The 21,089-nt window shown below is 57.2% G+C and carries 20 protein-coding genes and 1 other RNA gene; 7 read left to right on the plus strand and 14 right to left on the minus strand.

The window, feature by feature from the left end:
* The first annotated feature begins 171 nt into the window (after window positions 1-171).
* Entirely contained in the window at window positions 172-1,545 is a 1,374-nt protein-coding gene (locus EPZ47_RS03905) for a ComEC/Rec2 family competence protein (protein ID WP_135843617.1), read from the plus strand.
* Window positions 1,546-1,785: 240 nt separating this feature from the next.
* Here EPZ47_RS03905 and EPZ47_RS03910 read toward each other — a convergent pair whose 3' ends face one another.
* Window positions 1,786-2,151 carry an SMI1/KNR4 family protein gene (locus tag EPZ47_RS03910; protein WP_135843618.1) on the minus strand — a complete coding sequence of 122 codons (366 nt, stop codon included), beginning with the start codon at window positions 2,149-2,151 and terminating at the stop codon, window positions 1,786-1,788.
* A 365-nt stretch (window positions 2,152-2,516) separates the two neighbouring features.
* On the opposite strand from EPZ47_RS03910, the gene EPZ47_RS03915 reads away from it, so the two are divergent.
* On the plus strand, window positions 2,517-2,816 hold the full coding sequence (locus tag EPZ47_RS03915; RefSeq protein ID WP_135843619.1) for a hypothetical protein: 300 nt from the start codon (window positions 2,517-2,519) through the stop codon (window positions 2,814-2,816).
* Window positions 2,817-3,138: 322 nt separating this feature from the next.
* On the opposite strand, the gene EPZ47_RS03920 is transcribed toward EPZ47_RS03915, so the two are convergent.
* From EPZ47_RS03920 to EPZ47_RS03970, 11 genes are all read right to left on the minus strand, one after another.
* Window positions 3,139-3,384 (minus strand): hypothetical protein, encoded by a 246-nt coding sequence (locus EPZ47_RS03920; RefSeq protein WP_135843620.1) that lies wholly within the window; start codon window positions 3,382-3,384, stop codon window positions 3,139-3,141.
* Window positions 3,385-3,920: 536 nt separating this feature from the next.
* On the minus strand, window positions 3,921-4,253 hold the full coding sequence (locus EPZ47_RS03925) for a hypothetical protein (protein ID WP_135843621.1): 333 nt from the start codon (window positions 4,251-4,253) through the stop codon (window positions 3,921-3,923).
* Window positions 4,237-5,631 carry a YfjI family protein gene (locus EPZ47_RS03930; protein WP_135843622.1) on the minus strand — a complete coding sequence of 465 codons (1,395 nt, stop codon included), beginning with the start codon at window positions 5,629-5,631 and terminating at the stop codon, window positions 4,237-4,239. The genes EPZ47_RS03925 and EPZ47_RS03930 overlap by 17 nt, the downstream gene beginning before the upstream one ends.
* A 412-nt stretch (window positions 5,632-6,043) precedes the next feature.
* Window positions 6,044-7,300, minus strand: a complete 1,257-nt coding sequence (locus EPZ47_RS03935; RefSeq protein ID WP_135843623.1) for an integrase domain-containing protein — start codon at window positions 7,298-7,300, stop codon at window positions 6,044-6,046.
* Between the two features lie 183 nt (window positions 7,301-7,483).
* Window positions 7,484-7,881: a transfer-messenger RNA gene (gene ssrA / locus EPZ47_RS03940) on the minus strand.
* Between the two features lie 95 nt (window positions 7,882-7,976).
* A complete protein-coding gene (locus EPZ47_RS03945) occupies window positions 7,977-8,267 on the minus strand; it encodes a hypothetical protein (protein WP_135843624.1) in 291 nt (96 codons plus the stop codon).
* A 148-nt stretch (window positions 8,268-8,415) separates the two neighbouring features.
* Window positions 8,416-11,232, minus strand: a complete 2,817-nt coding sequence (locus EPZ47_RS03950) for an FAD-binding and (Fe-S)-binding domain-containing protein (RefSeq protein WP_135843625.1) — start codon at window positions 11,230-11,232, stop codon at window positions 8,416-8,418.
* Window positions 11,229-11,900: a LutC/YkgG family protein gene (locus EPZ47_RS03955; RefSeq protein ID WP_135843626.1), complete on the minus strand. Its 672-nt coding sequence runs from the start codon at window positions 11,898-11,900 to the stop codon at window positions 11,229-11,231. The genes EPZ47_RS03950 and EPZ47_RS03955 overlap by 4 nt, the downstream gene beginning before the upstream one ends.
* On the minus strand, window positions 11,897-13,354 hold the full coding sequence (locus EPZ47_RS03960) for a LutB/LldF family L-lactate oxidation iron-sulfur protein (protein WP_135843627.1): 1,458 nt from the start codon (window positions 13,352-13,354) through the stop codon (window positions 11,897-11,899). Before EPZ47_RS03960 ends, EPZ47_RS03955 begins: the two co-directional genes overlap by 4 nt.
* Window positions 13,351-14,175: a (Fe-S)-binding protein gene (locus EPZ47_RS03965; RefSeq protein ID WP_135843628.1), complete on the minus strand. Its 825-nt coding sequence runs from the start codon at window positions 14,173-14,175 to the stop codon at window positions 13,351-13,353. The genes EPZ47_RS03960 and EPZ47_RS03965 overlap by 4 nt, the downstream gene beginning before the upstream one ends.
* A gap of 152 nt (window positions 14,176-14,327) precedes the next feature.
* A complete protein-coding gene (locus tag EPZ47_RS03970) occupies window positions 14,328-16,022 on the minus strand; it encodes a lactate permease LctP family transporter (protein ID WP_122569129.1) in 1,695 nt (564 codons plus the stop codon).
* Window positions 16,023-16,284: 262 nt separating this feature from the next.
* On the opposite strand from EPZ47_RS03970, the gene EPZ47_RS03975 reads away from it, so the two are divergent.
* Window positions 16,285-17,052 carry an FCD domain-containing protein gene (locus EPZ47_RS03975; protein ID WP_135843629.1) on the plus strand — a complete coding sequence of 256 codons (768 nt, stop codon included), beginning with the start codon at window positions 16,285-16,287 and terminating at the stop codon, window positions 17,050-17,052.
* Window positions 17,053-17,198: 146 nt separating this feature from the next.
* Here the strand turns inward: EPZ47_RS03975 and smpB are convergent, their stop codons facing one another.
* Window positions 17,199-17,681, minus strand: a complete 483-nt coding sequence (gene smpB / locus EPZ47_RS03980; RefSeq protein WP_135843630.1) for an SsrA-binding protein SmpB — start codon at window positions 17,679-17,681, stop codon at window positions 17,199-17,201.
* A gap of 117 nt (window positions 17,682-17,798) precedes the next feature.
* Here smpB and EPZ47_RS03985 point away from each other — a divergent pair, with 117 nt between their 5' ends.
* Genes EPZ47_RS03985 through EPZ47_RS03995 form a run of 3 tightly spaced genes read left to right on the plus strand, consistent with a single transcriptional unit; the run spans window position 17,799 to window position 19,952 of the window.
* Entirely contained in the window at window positions 17,799-19,202 is a 1,404-nt protein-coding gene (locus EPZ47_RS03985; RefSeq protein WP_135843631.1) for a sodium-dependent transporter, read from the plus strand.
* 7 nt (window positions 19,203-19,209) lie between these two features.
* On the plus strand, window positions 19,210-19,653 hold the full coding sequence (locus tag EPZ47_RS03990) for a type II toxin-antitoxin system RatA family toxin (protein WP_135843632.1): 444 nt from the start codon (window positions 19,210-19,212) through the stop codon (window positions 19,651-19,653).
* Window positions 19,650-19,952 (plus strand): RnfH family protein, encoded by a 303-nt coding sequence (locus EPZ47_RS03995; protein ID WP_135843633.1) that lies wholly within the window; start codon window positions 19,650-19,652, stop codon window positions 19,950-19,952. Before EPZ47_RS03990 ends, EPZ47_RS03995 begins: the two co-directional genes overlap by 4 nt.
* A 60-nt stretch (window positions 19,953-20,012) precedes the next feature.
* Here the strand turns inward: EPZ47_RS03995 and EPZ47_RS04000 are convergent, their stop codons facing one another.
* Window positions 20,013-20,540: an outer membrane protein assembly factor BamE gene (locus tag EPZ47_RS04000; protein ID WP_135843634.1), complete on the minus strand. Its 528-nt coding sequence runs from the start codon at window positions 20,538-20,540 to the stop codon at window positions 20,013-20,015.
* A gap of 97 nt (window positions 20,541-20,637) precedes the next feature.
* Between EPZ47_RS04000 and fur the strand changes: the two genes are divergently transcribed.
* Window positions 20,638-21,042, plus strand: coding sequence for a ferric iron uptake transcriptional regulator (gene fur / locus EPZ47_RS04005; RefSeq protein WP_135843635.1), 405 nt, complete (start codon window positions 20,638-20,640; stop codon window positions 21,040-21,042).
* The last annotated feature ends 47 nt before the right edge of the window (window positions 21,043-21,089 follow it).

The following is a 21,089-nucleotide window of genomic DNA, read 5'->3' on the forward strand; positions in this document are numbered from 1 at the left end:
ACAAGCTGGCGTTAGCTCTCTGACTCGCGGAGAGCAAATTGTGCTGGCCCAAGTTGAGCAACACTGGTCGTGGATACAGCAGGCGCAGCAGGCATAGCCGCAACCTAACCAAGAAACTAGCAGGCTCTAATCTCCGAGCTTGGCATTGCAGAGAAAGGGACACACTCGCTTATGTTCAAAAACCAATTTTTTGCTTCTCCTGGTCAGGTAGATGGCGAACCGCGTCGTAAAGGGCGCGTTTACGCTGCCATAGAAGTTCCTGAGCTAGATGACGGTTTGCAGCCGTATGAGGCTGAACCAGTCTACCTTGAGTGTGTCGATACCTCTTGGTTCAACTCTTTTGAGGCGAGCGAGAATGGCGCGCTTTGGAGCAAGTTATTTCAGGCGGCACCGCTATCAGTACTTGAGCTGACTAGCTACAAACTTCCTCTATTCCCTGAAGGTTCTAAGCCCGGTGATATTGCGTGGTTCGAGTTTGGGTACGAGCCCGCTTCTAGCTCGGAGAGTGATGCGCGGATTTACACCAATCTCCTTTCTGAAGGGGCGACGGTAAAAATATCCTTCCATGAGCCTCGTCCGATTGGCTGGGCAGAAAGGGGGATAATAGGGGAGGCCGCACAAGCTCTGGCTAAATACAATTCTTCTAGTAGCTCTCAGTATTCTCTGAAAAAGCGATTAGCGAGGATATCCACTGCTGGCGGAGTTGCGTTTTATGATGTTGGGCAGGGCGCGTGTCAGGCTGCCATTGATAATGAGCTGCACATTCCTCAACTTTACGTAGATTTCGGAGGGGGGGTGCTCACTAACAAAAAGACATTCCCCGATGGTTTTGCTGGTTTCTGCTTCACCCGCGACCCCATGGTCATTCTGTCTCATTGGGATTGGGATCACTGGTCTTCAGCTCAAAGGTGGCCTGAGGCTCTAAATACGCCTTGGCTGACACCGCCAGTGCCCTTGAAACCAATCCAGTTGACATTCGCTGCTGAGTTGCATGAACGAGGTTCCTTGCACATATGGGACGCTGCATGGCCTGGGACTATCACTGCTGGAGCGGTCACTATTGAGCGATGCACTGGACGGACGGCTAACGATTCTGGGCTGGCAGTCACGCTGCGTCGGCGGCGCAATAGCCCCAAGAACTGTCTCCTGCCTGGCGATGCCGATTACGCCTGCATTCCTTCTGTTGTGGCTGGGGAGTCGTTCAACGCTCTGTGCATGACTCACCATGGCGGCAGGCTGCATTCCCCGACTTATCCAAAAGCAAAGCGCGGCGCTGCATCCGTACTTTCTGCGGGGCCACGGAACTCCTATCGTCATCCGCTGTTCGACACAGTCGCGACTCACCTAGAACACGGATGGAGCTTGCCAACAGGTACGGCCCTGTCAGGACAGCGCCCATGCCATGTATTAGTTCCGTGGGGGGGAAGGCCACACATATTACAAGGTGGCTGTCACGGTGGGATGTGCGCCACCGCTGTTTCGGCCATTGCTCCGGCAAACGGAAAAATCACCAAATTTGCCCGCCGCAGAGGGGACGCTATGTGAGTCGGAGCAGCTAAGCCCAGCCTCACCTCAACGACCGCTTCTGGCCGATTCTGGTGAAAAAGTTGGCTTCGGTTTCCAAGGCAGAAAAGTACGCGTCGTAGATTGAAATCCTAACTTTCGGCAGTGGCTTCCCTAGCTCAGATTTCACGTAGCAGCGCGCAAAAGAGGTGTTTCCACCCATCAATTTTCGAGCTGTTTGGGGACACCGACTTTTTCAACAGAATCGGCCGGAAGCGGACACTACTCAAGGGCTATGCAGACCTGCTCGAACCAGGCGGAAAAGGTTGGCCAGCTTTCGTCTGTACTTCCGTTGTGTGACCAGTATCGAACAACACCAGCCTGCGATATGCAGAAGTAGTCGCTGTTATCTTCAATGAAAGGCAACCAATCCCGCGGAACACCCTGAGCCCAGGCGGCTTCGGCAATTTCAAAGATATTCAGATGGCTGCATCCACCCAAAATTACCGCGGGCTCAAATACGGTGTTTGCGACATCGCTGCCACCTTTCAGGAACTGGATATATTCATCGGGAAAGCGAAAGTTGAGCCTGCTCTCCGCGTCAGCAATTTCAGCATCTGTTGGAATACGAAAAGGATTATCTGTCATTCGTTCAAGTCCGAGTGTTGATCAGTATCGTGCGGTGGGCTTATTCAATCAGAAAGTGCAGAAGTCCGCTTTGGGTCCAGGCTGTGTGAAAACGTAGCCGAGCCTTTAGGGCTTCCAGAAACAGGGCGTAAATCGCGTCTGTACGCAAAATCTAGCTCTGCCAATGAGCTAAACATTTACGGATTTCACATAGAAACGCTCTGTTTAATTCGTCGATGACGTTTTCACACTGCCTGGGTCGTTTTCAGTCCTTCGCGACGGGCAGTAATCGACCCAAAGCGGTTTTTTGCTTTTGCCTGTCTGAGAGTTTATATAACCTCGCGAAATTCGTTTCGCACACTCGTTGCAATATCCAGGATCCTTTTATGCTGACTGACCAGACCAGGCTACTCGCCCTCGCATTGCTTGAGATCAGGACATTGCTTGCTGATTATCTGGGCAGCGATGTAGATGCTCCAATGAGCGTCCGTGTCGCGGCGCATATGGCCTATGCACTCCACAATGAGGCGGAGGCTGCATACAGCAACGCTGACTTTCAGCTCGACCACGCAACCCGGAAAATTGCCGCGATCGATGAGATTCTTGGTGTTACGGATGGTGCCGCGTTGTTGAGCAGATTTGAAATCAAGGCCAAAGTCATTCTGGATAGCGCTCAACCGGGATGACCGCTTCTGGCCGAGGCTGTGTAAAAACGTTTTTGAGTGCGACAGGTACTCAAAACCGCACTGAAAATCGCGCTTCTACGCGAAATCCACATCTGCTGACGTGCCAATAAATTTCAGATTTAACGTAGATGCGCACACTTCAATTTTGGCGAAGCGTTTTTACACACTCTGGGCCGATTGCTGCCCCTAGCCACGCATGCACCTCTAGCTAGGCGCCGCGGCTAGTTAACACTGTCTGCGGGATCCAGTGCCTGGCACCTGAGCGAAAAAAACCACCTGTCCTAGAACAGATGGTTTCTGATTTTGCTGGAAGAGAGAGTTGTCAGTGGATAAACGCAATCCCAGCGAAGAGAATCGCCATCACGAGGGCGAGCATCACGCCAATATCCATAATGAGACCCACCCGAAACCGGGATAGCTCTGCTCGAAATTGTGCGAGGTCAGGATGGGATATATCTGCAGTAGATAAATGCAAATCAGAATCCATGGCTTGGATAACTGTTTCGATTTTCTGCTCAGGTACGTTGATCGCCTTCAGGGCTTTATACATTGCCAGTCGATTTTTCATTAAGACCTCCAAAATAATAAAGGCCTGCCCCAAGACGGGGAGGCCCGTCTTGGGTGGGGAATATCATGCTTCCATCGACATTAAGTCGACTGTCAGCTCCTCCGGAAGCGATGCGACATTGGAAGGATCCTGCGGGAAACCGCAGCGCCGTCTCGAAGATCCCGACGGCCAGTGTGAGCTTGTAAATTGCATGTCCCTGATATTGCCGTCAATCCGAAAACCGACTATCGAGTGTTCCCGAATGTTGGCCTAGGAATGTTTACGGGCCGGTAATTTCATCTTCAGATTTGGGGGTAACGGCGCAAGCCTTTGATCAGCCAGCGGTGGTCGCTTACGGGGCTGCAGGCATGCATCGATTCTGTCGCCAGATCTCAACGGTCAGTATCTCTCGCATGCTGTCGGTCTGCGGACGGAAAGTCTCATGCTGAGTTCACCGTAAAGATGTGAGCACTGGCAACCAGATGTTTTGAGTGTTGGTGGTCTCAACTGGAGATAGCCAATGTTATGGCTTTCACGTTGATCGATCCAAACCACAGTCATCCATTTTCATTCGTTTGAAGGAAGAGAAGCATAGCTTTCCAGTAGCCGCTGATTCGATCCAGCTGATGCCAGTGTCTCGGTCGGATGTGCAGAGTATTTTCATGGTGGTACAGCACTACTCCGTCTTTGCGCAGTTGCTGGATCAGCAGTTTGATGTCGACAGGGTTTGAGCTGGATGCGGCGACAGCGGCGACACTGGCGACAATCTGCGGGATGCCATGGTTGGCATCTTGCGACAGTTTGGCGACGGAAGTGGCGACACACCGCAGGACAGGGGGCGTCTGATTTTTCGACTGAAAGCGGCGTACTGCGTCATTCAGACGGAACACGGCACACCTCGAAAGTCTTGGCGTCTTGGCTCTTCACACAGTTCGCTGTGAGTAACTCAACTAGAAGCGTGGCGGTGTGATTACAGCTTTTGCGTGCAAAGCGAGGGCCGTTGCGATTGATGTCTCGGATGGTAAAACGGGTCCAGCCTTTCTGCTTCAGCCAGCGTAACAAACGATCCGCTTCTTCACGTAGGGTGTTAACCGGCTCTTGCTCAGTCAAGCGCTGGATCTCGGCCAGGTAATAATCCATTAGCGTTGAAGCGCGCTGAATATGCTCTTCGTTCAAGGCACAGGCTTCTTCGATTGCCGCCAGAACCCCGGCGATGCGCAGTACATTGGCAGCAGCTTTACTTGCGACGGATTGAACGCCGGCCAACTCGCCGAACTCGCCAGACTGACACTCTATGGTGTCGTGAATATCAATCCAGGCCATGCGGGCGCTGTCCGTCAACTCCAATGTCGTGAGCTTGAGCGATCCGTCCTTGTTGGTCGCTAACGGCTTCTTCAGCAGATCAGTGATATGCGTTTGGTAGCGTTGGACCTTGGAGTCTTGCGTTAGATCTACCGCCTTGTACAGGCGCTGACCGATCAAACGTTCAGGCCAACTGATGAGGAATCTACCGAGCACACCTTGACCATTGATCATCGGATCTTTGAGGAACTGGTTGGCCACGTACGGCTGCAGCATCAGATGCATGCTGAGACGACGATCATAGGCTCGCAGGCTTTCCCCGGGCATGGACCGTGTCCGGTCAATGGGACTGCCATCCCAGATTCTCGACAGCGTGGTGATCGCTTTGAGCTGGTTCTCTTTGCTCATGGTGCTGCCACCGAGGAATTGACCGCCTTCGTCATTGAACAGGCCCATGCTCGGCAGCCCATAACAGAGGTTTTTTATGAGTGCTTCGATGGTGGGGTCGGTGGAGATCAGCCTGGGCTGGACGGGTTCGGATAGTTCACAGATTTCATGCTTTGCCTGTCGGTGGGCTTTGGCCGTAAGACGAATTGCAGATTGGTAGGCGTTGAGCTTTTCCGTGTACACAGACCACTGCTCTCGCTCCCAGTTACGCGCTGCCGAGAGAGCTTGATGATCCACTGCACTTTTACGGTCACCTGATGATGCGACCGTCAGCAGATACAGAGACAGCGGATAGGTACGGCCATCGAGTTGTACGTTGACGTGGCCTTGAGTCACTAGAGCTGCGGTGGCCAGCACCGATTGTGCGGCCATGGCACTCGGTGCGCCGATGACCTCTGCCATCCGCTCTACTGCGCCCCCCAGGAGTTCACCCAGCGCTTCGACCGGGTAGGTCAATGGTTGGGGCTGATAGTCCAGCAGAGGGCGCGGTGGTGGATCGCATTTTTCGCACAATTGCATCGAGTACTATCTCCTTATGAGGTCAGTTTTTTCCTCGCTACTTAGGAGAAAGCACGACGATTTGTCGTAGTTTCAGCGCTCTGTAACTACTCGGATCGCCGCTAACTGCTCCTCGTCAGGCGCTGGTGTACCCCACGATCGAACTGGCGATCAACCGGGCCATCGGGGAATGCAACTGACGTAGAAGACCTTGGTTCTCGGTGGCTCTAGATAGATTTATTACCGTTTGTAAGATCGCCAAGCGAGCCACTGCAAACGTTGCTGCGAAGTCTTCCCGAGCGCAACGGCTTTGGCGGAAAAGCATGATCGACACTTGTGGTGGCGACGGCCGCCAGTTTGTCGCCTCGCCCGTGGTCAGAGACGACGAGGGTTGTCGCCGCTGTCGCCGTCGTCGCCATAAAGTTGATTTTGCTTAACGAATCGAGACGACTTTCCGGCTTCTGTTTTCATGGATTGCTGCTATTGAAAAGTCACCCGTGGCCGCCTTTTGAATGTGCTCGCTCCACCAGGCCATCATTGGGCGTCGACGCTCAATGTAGTCCGCGCGGTTGTAAGCGCTTCTAACCTCATCTTTGTCGACATGAGCCAAGGCAACCTCAATCAGTTCGGCATCCCAGGCATGCTCGTTCAGGATGGTGCTCGCCATGGAGCGCATTCCGTGGCTTACGAGTCGCCCTTCAAACCCCATCCGTTTCAGCGCCATGTTGGCGGTCTGGCTGTTGCAATGGGTGCGCGGATTGCGGTCGGCGGGAAACACGTACTCCCTGTGTCCGCTGTAGGGCTTGATGGCCTCCAGGAGCGCCAAGGCCTGCTCCGTGAGCGGAATGATGTGTGTGCGGCGTTTCTTCATTCGCTCCGGTGGAATCGTCCAGATCTTCTTCTTGAAGTCGATGTCAGCCCATCGGGTGGTCGCAGCTTCGGATGGCCGAGTCATCGTGTGCAGCTGCCACTCGATGAGGCACCGGGTGGTTCTTTTGATGCTGGCGTTGGCAATCGCCACCATGAGTTCATTGAGCTCATCGGGTGGTAATGCCGCCATGTTTTTCTTCTTTGGTTTTTTGAAGACCGATCGAATTCCGCTCAAGGGGTTGGCATGAATGAGTCCGTAGTTCACCCCGTAAGTCATGATTTCGTTGAGGCGTTGGGTCAGGCGCTTGACCGTTTCCAAGCTGCCTTTGGTCTCAAGTGGCTTAAGCAATTTGATGACCTGAGGAGCGCTGATTTCAGAAATTGGAGTCGCGTGCAAATCGGGGAAGACGTGAAGCGTGAGTGATCGCCAAATGTCTTCAGCGTAGGCGGTTGTCACGGAGTCTTTCTTCAGTTCAAACCATGCCGTCGCCACGTTTTGAAAGGTGTGCTCTGTCGCAGCTTTTTTCGCTTGGCGATCTGCATCGCGTTGCTCTTTCGGGTCCAGTCCTTGGGCAACCAGCTCCCTGGCCTCAACCGTGCGTTTTCGCGCATGAGCCAGGCTGAGTTCCGGGAACGTCCCCAGTCCCATGTTGATCCGTTTCTTGGTCACGGGATGGATGTAGTTGAAATTCCAAAGCCTCGAACCGTTGGTTCGGACTCGTAACTGAAGACCGTCGCCGTCGGTCAATGTGTAGTCTTTGTCCTTGGGCTTGGCGGCTTTGATTTTCAGGTCTGAAAGGCGTGTGGCTCGGGCTCCCATGGGTACTCCAACGCTGTTTGTGTATTCCAAAATTTACCAGTCACGGGCTTGGAATACGCCTTGGAATACATTTCAAAATGGATCTGCCTGAAGCGCTGTGGAGCTCAATGGCCCTGAAACCCCCGTATTTACTGGATTTCAGGCACAAAAAAAGACGTCCGTGGACGTCTTTAGATGATGAAATGGTGGAGCCGGGGGGATTTGAACCCCCGTCCGCCAGTACTCCGCTGTCGGTACTACATGCGTAGCCGTGTCTATTAAGTTAACCCTCAGCGACCCGACGGGCAGGGTGCTTTGGGCGAGTTGTGTAAGTTTTAGCCGCTTCGTCCACAACGTACTGCACGGCGATTCTGTTCTATATGACAATCACTTTGGGTTTACAGACATCCCCTGGTGATTGCTGGACCCGAAGGTACCAGAAGCTCAGGATCTAAGGCTGCTTACGCAGCGAGAGAGAATTCCTGGCCGTAGTTTTCGTCATTGGCAACTATAAGAAGTTGCAACAGTGGATTTACGAGTTCTGTTACCAACTCGGCATGCACCTAAAGTTTCGCAACCGGCGTCGAATCCTAAACGGCCCCGAGCCTGTCGCTTCGTGAATCTGCTGAAGCGCCAAGCATTTGCAGTGTACGCCAATCCGCGTCGAAGGCCAACCCGAAGGTTGGCCGGGCGCGAGTTACTGCTGACCGCCTTTGGTGTTGTTCTGTAGCTTCTGGATAGCCTGGGTGGTCAGCGAGATGCAGTTCTTGGTGCCTTCTTCGGTGCCTTTGGCTTGCTCGGCCGAGGCCTGTCCGACGGTCGCGTCAATATCGGTCTTCAAGCCTTCGCTCATTTGTTCGGTACTGACCTTGGCGTCCTTGATTTTCTGCAGATTGATCTGGCAAAGGTCTGCCTGGCTATCTGCAAACACCGGAGAGGCCAACATCGCAGCGGAAATGAACAAGCCAGCAAATGCAATGTGCTTCATGTGTATCTCCTTGAACGTATGGTCTCGGCGCTGCCGGAGGGTCGCGGCCAGGCCCGAGTCGGTTGAGGGCCCGACACCGTCGGGCCTATTCAAGTGACTACCGCGAAACGCAGGAATTCGATTTTTCTTCGAGTCCTCTAGGGCGTTCCTATGCGTTGACGGGTTTGGGCCGGGTGACGCGGTCCACCAGATACACCAAACCGTGGTAGTCGATTTCACCGTGGTGTGTCAGACCGATCTCGCACGTGCGGCTGGTGGAAATCCCCTCGGTGCAGTACTGAACCGCGTCTTTGAGGGTTCGCAGTGAGTGGGCGTTGAGCTCAGGGGTGGTGAAGCCTTTATCACCGGCAAAACCACAGCAATGGATGCCTTCCGGTATCACGACGTTCTTGCTGCATTGGCGCGCCAGATCAATCAGTGCCTGGCTTTCGCCCAGATGTTGGGTGCTGCAAGTGACGTGTATGGCAATGGGCTCATCCTGGGGGGTGAATTCGAGACGCTCCATCAGATGCGTACGGATGAAGCGCACCGGATCGTACAGGTCCAGGCGAACATTCCCCAGGTCCTGGACCAGGCGCAGTGTGCAGGGGCTGGTGTCGCAATAAATCGGATCGAGCCCGCCGCGACTGGCGTGCAGCAGGGCGCCGATCAGTTCCTGGCGTTTGTGTTCGGCTTGTTCGGCATAGCCTTTGGATGCGAAGGGCTGGCCGCAGCAGAGGTTGTCGACGTTGTCGGGAAAGACGACTTGATAACCGGCCTTTTCCAGCAGCCTTTGGGTTTTTTCGTACAGTGACATCTGCTCTTTATCCCCCGCCGCCGGAGCCATGACCCGCGACACACAAGCCGCCAGATACACCACTCGTGGGCGTTCGTCGGATACGGCGGGGCTGAAGCGGATGGCCTTCTCCGCTTGGGGCATGGCGTTGGTCCATTGTGGGACCTGGCCCTTCGACAACCGCGTCAGATTGGCTGACAGGCGAGCCAATCGCGGTGCGCCCAACAGCATTCGTGCGCCGTTGGCAACGTGCAGGGTAAAGCGAGCCCCTTGCAGGGTTGTGGCGAAATTGCTTGCAAGCCAATCGGCGGTTTTCGTACGCGTTGCGGTACGACTGCGAAGCTTTTTCACCAATTCCCCGGTATTGATGCCTACCGGGCAACGTTGTGCGCACAAGCCCGTGGCGGCGCAGGTATCGATGCCTTGGTATTGGTAGGCACGTTCCAGTTCGATGGTGTCGATGCCTGCGCGTTTCTTCGCCTGAATGTCACGCCAGATCACGATGCGCTGGCGCGGGCTCAAGGTCAGGTCCTTGGACGGACACACGGGCTCGCAGAAACCGCACTCGATGCACTTGTCCACAATCTCATCGGCGGCTGGCAGCGGCTTGAGATGTTTGAGGTGGATCTGCGGATCCTCACTGAGCACCACATCCGGGTTGAGGATCCCGTTGGGATCGAGCAGGCGCTTGAGCTGCCACATCAATTGATAGGCATCGCTGCCCCATTCCAGCTCGACGAACGGCGCCATGTTGCGCCCGGTGCCGTGTTCGGCTTTCAGCGAACCGCCGAATTCCACCGCCACCAACTGCGCCACGTCATCCATGAACGCCTGGTAGCGTGCGACTTCTTCAGGGTTGTTGAAGCCTTGGGTGAAGACGAAGTGCAGATTGCCTTCCAACGCGTGTCCGAAAAGGATCGCTTCGTCGTAGTGATGTTTGTCGAACAGCTCGATCAGGCGATTCACGCCAATGGCCAGTTGTTCCACCGGAAAGGTCACGTCTTCGATGATCACCGTGGTGCCGGTTTTGCGTACCGCGCCCACCGCTGGAAAGGTGTCCTTGCGAATCGCCCAGAGCCGGGCGTTTTCCCGTGGGTCTTCGGTAAAATCGACCTGTTTTTCCACCGGGAAACCGGCCAGCGAAGCCATGATCCGGGTCAGTTGCTCTTGGAGCAAAGACGAAGAAGCTGCGCGGGATTCGATCAATAGGGCGCAGGCATTGATCGACAAATGCTGTACGAAATCCGGCATGCCCGGTTTGTCCTGCACCGAGCGCAGGCTGCGGCGGTCGAGCAGCTCCACGGCCGATACCGGTTGGCTTTTCAGCACGGTGACCGCGTTGCAGCAGGTTTCCACATCGGGGAAGACGATCAGCGCCGAGGCTTTGTTCGGGTGGTCGATGACGGTGTTGTAGGTCACCGCGCTGATGAAGCCGAGGGTGCCTTCGGAGCCCACCAATAAATGGCTCAAGATATCCACAGGCTCGTCGAAATCCACCAGGGCATTGAGTGACAGGCCGGTGGTATTTTTCAGACGGTATTTGTGGCGAATTCGCGCAGCCAGTTCGGTGTTGGCGCGGGTTTCGCGGCCCAGAGTCGCCAGGCGTTCCAGCAGTTCGCCGTGGCTTGTACGAAAAGCCGCCACGCTGGTGTCGTCCTCGGTATCCAGGCGGGTGCCATCGGCCAGTACCAGACGGATACCGGCCAAGGTGTGATAGGTGTTCTGTGCGGTGCCGCAGCACATGCCGCTGGCGTTGTTGGCGACGATGCCGCCGATTTTGCAGGCGTTGATCGAGGCTGGATCAGGGCCGATCTTGCGCCCGAACGGCGCCAGCCAGGCGTTGGCCTGGGCGCCAATCACGCCGGGCTGCAAACGGATCTGTGTGCCTTGCTGACGAATCTCGCGACCGTTCCAGTTATCCCCCAGCACAATCAGCACCGAGTCGCTGATGGCTTGGCCAGACAAGCTGGTGCCAGCCGCACGGAAGGTGACGGGCACCTGATCGCGCTGGGCCAGTTGTAGCAGCGTGACCACTTCGTCTTCGCTTTCGACCCGTACCACCAGTTTCGGAATCAGCCGATAGAAACTGGCGTCGGTGCCGAAGGCCAAGGTCGACAGTGGATCGTCGAAACGTCGCTTTTGCGGGATCAGTTGCTGTACATCGCGCAGGAATGGGGCCGGAAGAGTCATTGGTCCTCCAGAATCAAGACCACCAGATCCTTTGGACCATGGGCGCCGTAGGCCAGGACTTGTTCGATGTCGGCGGTTTTCGACGGGCCCGACACCAGCAGGGCGTTGGTGGGCATGCCTTGGGCCCATTCGAATTCCTGTTGCACTTCATAGAAGTTGTCGCGGATTTCACTGGCCTTGAGCAGGGCGAAATGCACCGGCGGTACCAGGCTCATCAGCCGTGGTTCTTCTCGCGTCGGCCAGAGAATCAGGCTACCGGTGGCGGCGATGGCGCCGAGGGTTCCGGTCAGGCTGGCGGGGGTGTCGTTGAACAGTTCGGCTTTCCATTCCTCTACCGGCCGGTCGTAGTACTTGAGGGCCGGCAGGTCCGGATTGTTCGCCCAGAACTGTGTGATTTTTTGCCCGTGCGCTGTGGTCGGGGCGATGAGCAAACTCGGCAGCTGACGGTCACGCAGCAATTGCGCCAGCAGCGCCGGCCAGCCTTCGCCGGACGTCAGGTGGATTTCGGTGTGCACCGCTTCCATCAATTTGCGCAATTGTGGGATGCGTTCCTCGGGCGCGTAGCGGTAGGTTTGCGTCACCAGATCGACATCGAAGTTGTCGGCAACCGGCGTGGTGCCGGTCAGACTTTTGCGCAGCTTGGCGAGGATATTGTTTTTGGCGCTCATCGGCGGTCTCCCTGCTGGTTCAGGTGTTCGCGGGCCAGGTCATGCAATGAGCGGGCGGCGGGTTTGGGGGCGCTGTGGTTTTGGGTCCACGGGCCGATGTTTTTGGGCGTCAGGGCGCGCAAGCGGGTGGCGAAAAAACCGAATAGCCGATACAGCCGCGGCGAACTGTTGAGCCGGGCCCAGGTATTCCAGATGAAGCGTTCCTTGGGCGAGTATTTGCTGCCCTGGCCGCGCATTACCTGGTTCGGGCTGTTGGGCGCCTTGACGTTTTCTTCGCGCAGCCGCCGCAGCAGGGCGGGGATCGGAATCTTCACCGGGCAAACTTCACCGCAGGCGCCGCATAAGGAAGAGGCGCTCGGGTGGTCTGGCACTTTGGCCAGGCCGACCATGTGCGGCGTGATGATTTTTCCGATAGGCCCCGGGTAAACCTCACCGTAGGCATGGCCGCCGATTCGGGTATAGACCGGGCAATGATTCATACAAGCGCCGCAGCGAATGCAGTTCAGGGTCTGGCGCAATTCGCTGTCGGCAAACGCCTGGCTGCGACCGTTGTCCAGCAGCACCAGGTGGACTTCCTGGGGACCGTCCAGTTCGTTGGCCTTGCGCGGGCCGGAGATCATGTTGACGTAGGTGGTGATGGGCTGGCCGAGGGCCGAACGGGTCAGCAGCGACAGTAGCGGCACGACATCGCGCAGGTTCTCCACGACTTTTTCGATGCCGGTCACGGCGATGTGCACTGGTGGCACGGTGGTGGACATCCGCCCGTTGCCTTCGTTTTCCACCAGCAACAGCGTGCCGGTTTCGGCGACGGCGAAGTTGACGCCCGAGACGCCGACGTCGGCCTCGAAGAATTTCTGCCGCAATACCTTGCGACCGATCTGAATGAGTTGGTCAACGTCCTTGGTGTACTCCACGCCGAGTTTGTCGTGGAACAAGGACGCGACCTGACCGGCGTTCTTGTGGATCGCCGGCATAATGATGTGTGAAGGCTTCTCGTGATCGAGCTGGACGATGTACTCCCCCATGTCGGATTCGAGACATTCAATGTCCCGAGCCTCGAGGAAATGGTTCATCTCCATCTCTTCGCTGACCATCGATTTGCCCTTGATCACTTGCCGCGCCTCGTGAGCACGGATGATCGAGAGGACGATGCCATTGGCCTCGTCCACCGTTTCCGCCCAGTGCACGTTCACACCGTTGCGGGTCAGGTTGGTTTCAAGTTGCTCGAGCAGGTCGGGCAGCTTGGATAACGCGCGGGCGCGGACGGCATTGCCGAGCACTCGCAGGTGTTCTCTTTCGTGGGCATCGCTGAAAGACGTTGCCCGTTTGGTCATCAGTGAATCCATCGCGCTGCGAAAGTTGTTTCGCAGTTGCGTGTCGTCCAAAGCCTTGTGGGCTCGGGCGCGAAAATCTTCCTGCACCTCTACAGTCGGGATCAGCGTCGGCGTGCTCATGCAACACCTCCGGTACGCTGCCAGAGGAAGCTCGCCAGATGCTGGCCGCGTAACGCCTCCTGCTGTTTTTCCAGTGCGCCGTTGATGTTCATCAGGCAGCCGCAATCGGCACTGATGACCTTGTGCGCGCCGGATTCCTTCAGCGCCCGGGTCTTGTCGGCCACCATCGCGCCGGAAATATCCGGCATGCGCACGCTGAACGTGCCACCAAAGCCACAGCATTCACTTTCATGGCTGTGCTCGACGCGCTCCACGTTGCGCAGCTGTGCCAATAACGCACGGCCATGCAGGTGGGTGTTCATTTCACGCCGGGCCGAGCAGGACGTGTGCAACGCGATTTTCACCGGCGCGCCGCTGTCCTGCAGCTGCACCTTGCAGACAAACAGCAGGAATTCGGCCAATTCATAGGTCCGGGCCGCCAGGGCCTGGACCTGTTTGAGCGTGTCGGGCTCATCCTTGAACAGGTCGGCGTAATGCTCGCGCAGCATGCCGGCGCAGGAGCCCGAGGGCACCACCACCGGATAATCGCCGGCAAACAGGGCCAGTTGCGCTCGCGCTACCGTCCGCGCCTGCTCGGTGTATCCCGAGGTGTAGGCCGGTTGACCGCAGCAACTTTGTCCTTGCGGGTACTCCACCCGGATCCCTTCGCGCTCCAGCAGATGAATCGCATCCATCCCGGCTTCGGGATAGAACAGATCCACCACACATGTTCCGAACAGATAGACCCGTTGCGGTTTTTCGCTGGGGTACTGCCGAGGCTCGGGCAATGGCGGGGCGACTCGGGTCGCGTTCGGCACGGCGTTATAAAAAAGCTCGCTCATCAGGCGTGTCTCCGGGTGGTCCCGGTTATCCGTCCGCTGAGGCTGCTGAAATATAGACAGGAAATCTTTCAGTAGCCTTGCAGACCCGGTGATCAATAGCAGACGCCGAATCGAGGTTCGGCGTCGGTTTTTTTCGCTGTTACCTGTAGTACTCAGTGCACCAGCATGCCGGTAAACCAGTAGGCCTGGGCCAAGGTGATCAGGCCGACGATCGTTGCAAAGAATAGGCTGTGTTTGAGGGTGAAACGGAACAGATCCGACTCCTTGCCCACCAGCCCGGTCGCCGCGCAGGCCACCGCGATCGATTGTGGCGAAATCATCTTGCCGGTCACGCCGCCGCTGGTGTTCGCCGCGACGAGCAAGGTGTCGTTGACGCCGATCTGGTGCGCGGTGGTGGCTTGCAGCGAGCTGAACAGAGCGTTGGATGAGGTATCAGAACCGGTCAGGAATACCCCCAGCCAGCCCAGGAACGGCGAGAAGAACGGGAACGCCGCGCCGGTGCCAGCCAGCACCAAGGCCATGGTCGACGACATGCCCGAATAGTTGGTGACGAAGGCGAACGCCAGCACCATGCCGATGGACAGAATCGGCCAGCGCAGCTCGTAGAAAGTCTCTTTTAAAGTGGTAAGACCAGTTTTAAGGTTGATCTTCAACACCAGCATCGAGATCAAGGCCGAGAAGAAAATCGCCGTGCCGGTAGCGGAAATCGGATCAAGCTTGAAGACCGCCGGGATGGCTGTCGGATTGACCACGATCGGCGCGACCTTGATCACCATCTGGTCCAGGTGCGGGATGGCGAAGTTGAACACCCAGCCGTACATGGAGCCGCCGGCGGCGAACATCGCCTTGAACGGTTTCAGGGTCCAGATTGTTACCAGCACGGTGAGGATCAGGAACGGTGACCAGGCCTTGATAATTTCCCCCAGGCTGTAGGGCGAAACCACAGTGCTGCGCGGCTGGCCGAAACCGCCGACGCTGGCGGTAACCGTTGCGCTGGAAGTGGCGCCAGCAATCTGGGCACCTGCGCTGCGCTTGGGCTGCCAGACTTTCAGGAACAGGGTCAGGGAAATCAGGCTGGCCAGGGCCGAGGTGATGTCCGGCAGTTCCGGGCCGATGAAGTTGGAGGTGAAGTACTGGGTGATGGCGAAGCTCAAGCCAGCGACCAACGCTGCTGGCCAGGTTTCCCGCACGCCGCGCAGGCCGTCCATCATGAACACCAGCCAGAACGGCACGAACAGCGACAGCAGCGGCAACTGGCGACCGGTCATGGCGCCGATCTTGAACGCATCGATCCCGGTGACCTGGCCGGCCACGATGATCGGGATACCCAGCGCGCCGAACGCCACCGGGGCGGTGTTGGCGATCAGGCACAGGCCGGCGGCGTACAGAGGGTTGAAACCCAGGCCGACCAACAGGGCGGCGGTGATCGCCACTGGCGCACCAAAACCGGCGGCACCTTCCAGGAATGCGCCGAAGCAAAAGCCGATCAACAGCACTTGCAGGCGTTGGTCATCGGTAATCGACAGCACCGAGCTGCGGATCACTTCGAACTGGCCGCTCTTGACCGTCAGTTTGTAGAGAAACACAGCGGCGACAATGATCCAGGCGATGGGCCACAGACCATAGGCAAAGCCATAACCGGCAGCGGCGAAGGCCATGTCGGCGGGCATTTGGAACGCAAAGATCGCCACGGCAATCGCCAGGGCCAGGGTGATGCTGCCGGCCACGTGCCCCTTGAGGCGAAACACCGCCAGGGCCAGGAAGAAAAACACGATGGGAATAACGGCCGCGAGTGCGGACAAGCCGAGGCTGCCGAGCGGGCTGTAGAGCTGTTGCCAGGTTTGCATAGTGGGTGGGCCCCTAATTGTTGTTGGTCAGGCACTGGTCAGCGGCTTGGTTAATTGGTAATACCAATTTACAATCGCTGTTGGCTAGGGTAAAAGCCTTGGTTGTCGTGTGTCAATTTGCCGCCCTGAAACTTTCGTCGAATAAGCGGTGCAGAGGGCATCTGATCCGTTCGTGAAAAGCGCTTTTGGTGGGTGTGGCCGGGGCCCGGATGGGCCAGAATAGAGAGCCCGGCGAGCCGTCGGGATCGTGGAGAATCGAGTTATGGGGTTTGATCAGATTCGTCAGCGCCGTTTGTCTGACGATATTGTCGAGCGGCTTGAAGGAATGATCCTTGAGGGCACGCTGAAATCCGGTGAGCGGCTGCCGGCTGAGCGGACCCTGGCCGAGCAGTTCGGCGTGTCACGCCCTTCGTTGCGCGAGGCGATCCAGAAACTGGCGGCCAAGGGCCTGTTGGTCAGTCGCCAGGGCGGCGGCAACTATGTGGTGGAGTCGCTGGGCTCGACGTTCAGTGATCCGCTGCTGCAACTGCTGGAAAGCAATCCCGAGGCGCAACGGGATTTGTTGGAGTTCCGCCATACGCTGGAAGCGTCCTGTGCCTACTACGCGGCGCTACGGGCTACGGATGTGGATCGCGAGCGACTGACGGCGGCTTTCGATGAGCTGCAGGATTGCTACTCACGGCACGACGAAGTCAGCCGGGCCGAGGAGGGCGCAGCGGATGCGCGGTTCCATCTGGCGATTGCCGAGGCCAGTCATAACGCGGTGTTGCTGCACACCATTCGCGGGCTGTTCGATCTGCTCAAGCGCAACGTGGTGACCAACATCGGCGGCATGTACAAGCAGCGCAGCGAAACCCGCGACATGCTGATCAGCCAGCACCGAGAGTTGTATCAAGCCATTATGGAAGGGCAGGCCGAGCAGGCGCGGGAAATTTCCAGCCGACATATTTTGTATGTGCAGGAGGTTTTGGAGGAGGTGCGTCAGGAAGTGCAGCGGGTGGCGCGGGCAGAGCGGCGCAAGGGGATGTAGCCAGTTGGTTCTATAGTGATTGGGCGGCCGCATTCGCGAGCAAGCCCGCTCCCACACTGGATCACTGTCGTACACATATTCTGTGTTCGCTAAAGATCCAATGTGGGAGCGGGCTTGCTCGCGAAAGCGGTCTCAAGGCGAAAGAATCAGTCTTCCTTGCCCTTGTTCCGCACCGCACGCTGCAGCTCGCGACCAGCGTCGCGTTCGCGTTCGGTATCGCGCTTGTCGTATTCCTTCTTGCCCTTGCCCAGCGCGATCTCGCACTTGATCAAGTGCTTGCTCCAGTACAACGACGTGCAGACGCAGGCGTAACCCTTCTGTTGCACAGACGCGAAGAGTTTTTCCAGCTCGCGTTTGTTCAGTAGCAGTTTGCGCGAGCGCGTCGGATCGGCAATCACGTGGGTGCTGGCGGTGGTCAGCGGCGAAATGTGGCTGCCCAGCAGCCAGGCTTCGCCGTCCTTGAGCAGCACATAGCTGTCGACCAGTTGCGCCTTGCCGGCACGCAAGCTCTTTACTTCCCAGCCGGCCAGGACCATGCCAGCCTCGAAACGTTGTTCGATGAAGTAATCGTGTCGCGCCTTTTTGTTTTGCGCGATGGTCCCTGTGGGGTGTTTCTTCTGTTTAGCCATAGGGGCGGCATTATAGGCAGTTGCGTGCGTGTCGGCTACGGTGAAGCTGCGTGCTTGAGCACGTTGAGTGAATCCCGGACAATGCGGCCTCTTTTTCGAACGCTGGGCGTGATCACGATGTCGACAGACAAGGTTTCTGTCCACGGCAGTTGGGCTAGCCGCTGGGTCTTTATATTCGCTGCAACCGGTTCGGCGGTGGGGCTGGGCAGTATCTGGAAATTCCCCTATATGGTCGGCGTCTACGGTGGCGGCGCCTTCGTATTGATGTTCCTGGCGTGCATTGCGCTCATCGGTGCGCCGGTGATGTTGGCCGAAACCCTGATCGGTCGTCGTGCCCGGCAGAGCCCGGCCAACGCCTTGAAGGTGCTGGCCGTGGCGGCAGGGCATTCGCCCAAGTGGTCGTGGGGCGCGTTCGCCGGGATGATCACGGCGCTGCTGATCCTGTCTTTCTACAGCGTGGTCGGCGGCTGGTCGCTGGACTACATCATCGACATGGGGCGTGGGGATTTTCAAGGCGTGACGCCCGATCAGGTCGGCGCCTACTTCGGTAACGTGATCGCCGATCCCTGGAGGCTGACCCTCTGGCATACGATTTTCATGGTGCTCTCCGCCGTGGTCATTGCTCGAGGTGTGGTCGCCGGGCTTGAGCGCAGCCTGCGGATCATGATGCCGCTGCTGTTCGTGATGATCCTGGTGCTGCTGGGGTACAGCATGACCACCGGGCATTTCATGGAAGGCGTGCACTTCATGTTCGATTTCCAGCCGGAGAAAGTCATGGACGGCCTGTTGCCGGCCATGGGGCATGCGTTTTTCTCCCTGAGCGTGGGGGTTGGCTCGATCATGATCTACGGCGCCTACATGCCCAAGAACGCATCCCTGACCCGGACCGTTGTCGGCGTCGCGCTGCTGGATACCTTCGTGTCGCTGCTGGCGGGTGTGGCGTTGTTTCCGATTGTGTTTGCCGCTGGCCTGAACCCCAGCGAAGGGCCTGGACTGATGTTTGTCAGCCTGCCGTTTGCCTTTGGCAGCATGGCGTTCGGTCAAGTGATGGGGGTGGTGTTTTTCGTCCTGGTGGCAATTGCGGCGTGGAGTTCGGCTATTTCCCTGCTGGAGCCGATGGTGGCCTACCTGGTTGAGCGGACCCGGCTCAGCCGCGCCTGGGTGACATTCTGGCTGGCGTTTACCTGCTGGTTTGTGGGCCTGGGGACGGTGTTTTCCTTCAATATATGGAAGCAGGCTAAGTTTTTCGTGAACGAAGACGGGCTGTTCCATCTCTACCAGTGGGGAGCAACCGGGGGGCTGGACTTCTTCGGCGTGATTGATTTCTTCACATCTCGGATCATGTTGCCACTGGGTGGTTTGTGTTTCGTGGTGTTTGCAGGATGGATCATGGGGCGTGAGGCGGTGCGCGATGAACTATCGCTGCGCAGCCCTGTATTGTTCGCCTCGAGCCTGTTCTTGATGCGCTATGTGGCGCCCATCGGCATTCTCGTAGTGTTTGCCGCTCAGCTGTGGAAGTGACGCTTACATGACGACACACATTCAACGCTCGGCCTTGCTGCCCTATCCGGCACAGGCGCTGTATGACCTGGTCAACGATGTGGCGAGCTATCCGGAGTTCTTGCCTTGGTGCTCATCCGCTGAAGTGCTGGACAGTTCCGAAACCCACATGCGCGCCAGCCTCAACATTGCCAAGGGCGGGTTGAGCCAGCGCTTCGTCACGCGCAATACCCTGGTGCCCGGGCAGTCCATCGAGATGAATCTGGAGGAGGGACCTTTCAACCAGCTTCACGGCGTCTGGGTGTTCAAACCGCTGGGTGAAAAGGCCTGCAAGATCAGTCTCGATCTGTCGTTCGATTACGCGGGTCCCCTGGTGCGAGCCACGTTGGGGCCACTGTTCAATCAGGCGGCCAATACTCTGGTCGATGCGTTCTGCCAGCGCGCCAAGCAGAATGCCGAGCTCAAGCGTTGATTGAGGTAGAAGTGGTGTATGCCTGCGTCGACCGCCAGGTCTTGCGCACATTCGCAGTGCCACCAGGCACCAGTGTTCGTGCGGCGCTGGAGGCATCGGGCATTACTGATGCATTTCCGGAGCTGGATCTGGCGACTTGCCCAATCGGGATTTTTGGCAAAGTGGTCGCCGATCCTGATCAGCAGGTGGTGCAGCGGGGTGATCGGCTTGAGATTTATCGTCCCTTGCTGGCCGATCCGAAAGAAATTCGGCGCTTGCGTGCGGCCAAGGCCGCCCAGGCGCGACAATCCGATCAGTAAATCGAGCTTGAATCGCAGGCAATAAAAAACCCGGCATGCCGGGTTTTTTTACGTCGTGATTTATTGCGGCGAGGTATCCAGAGGTTCTGGAGTCGGGACAGGTACGGTCTCGACCTTGTCCACGTCCTTCTGGATCTGGTCCAGCAACGAACCTGGCTTGACCGGTTTTTCCGGTTTCGGCTGTTCGGCATTCTGGGCCGGGTCGGTCACGGTAGTGTCGCTGTCCTTGCCCATGATGGCTTCATCGCGGCTCACGCCAGGCATGAAATCACCCGACAGGCTGACGAGTTGGTCATTGGGGCTAAAGATAACGCTGATGCGTTCCTGTTGCCGCTCGCCGCCGCCTGGCTGCAAGCTGTACAGGTAATCCCAGCGATCGGCATGGAACGTGTCGGTCAGCAGGGGGTTGCCCATGATAAACCGTACTTGCCGACGGGTCATTCCCGGGCGTAACTGGTCTATCATGTCCTGCGTGACGACATTGCCCTGCTGGATGTCGATTTTGTAAACCCCGGGGAATGAACAACCGGCGAGTGCGAGCAGTCCCACGAAGGTGAAACTGGTTAGCAAGAGCTTGGTGTTTTGCATCGGTGGGCGACTTCCACTATCTTGGCTGGGACAACGTAAACGCCGATCATACCCGCATTAAGAGAAGCTGCGAAGCAGCATCGCGAGAAAGCTGACCATGGTTGAAAATAGCGAACTACGCAAAGCCGGCCTCAAAGTGACCCTACCAAGGGTCAAGATTCTACAAATGCTCGATTCCGCAGAGCAGCGTCACATGAGTGCCGAAGACGTCTACAAGGCGCTTATGGAGGCTGGCGAGGACGTTGGTCTGGCCACGGTTTACCGTGTCCTGACTCAGTTCGAGGCTGCGGGGCTTGTGGCCCGTCACAATTTTGATGGCGGTCATGCGGTCTTTGAATTGGCTGACGGGGAACACCACGATCACATGGTGAACGTGGAAACTCGTGAGGTCATCGAGTTCTTCAGTCCTGAAATCGAGAAACTGCAAAAGGATATTGCTGAAGAGCATGGCTTCGAGCTGATCGATCACCATCTCGTCTTGCATGTACGCAAGAGGAAGTAAGCACGTCGCGTGAGCCCAAAGCTCCCAAAACGAAAGAAGGCGACCCC

This window comes from Pseudomonas viciae, assembly GCF_004786035.1.
Taxonomy (GTDB): Bacteria; Pseudomonadota; Gammaproteobacteria; order Pseudomonadales; family Pseudomonadaceae; genus Aquipseudomonas; species Aquipseudomonas viciae.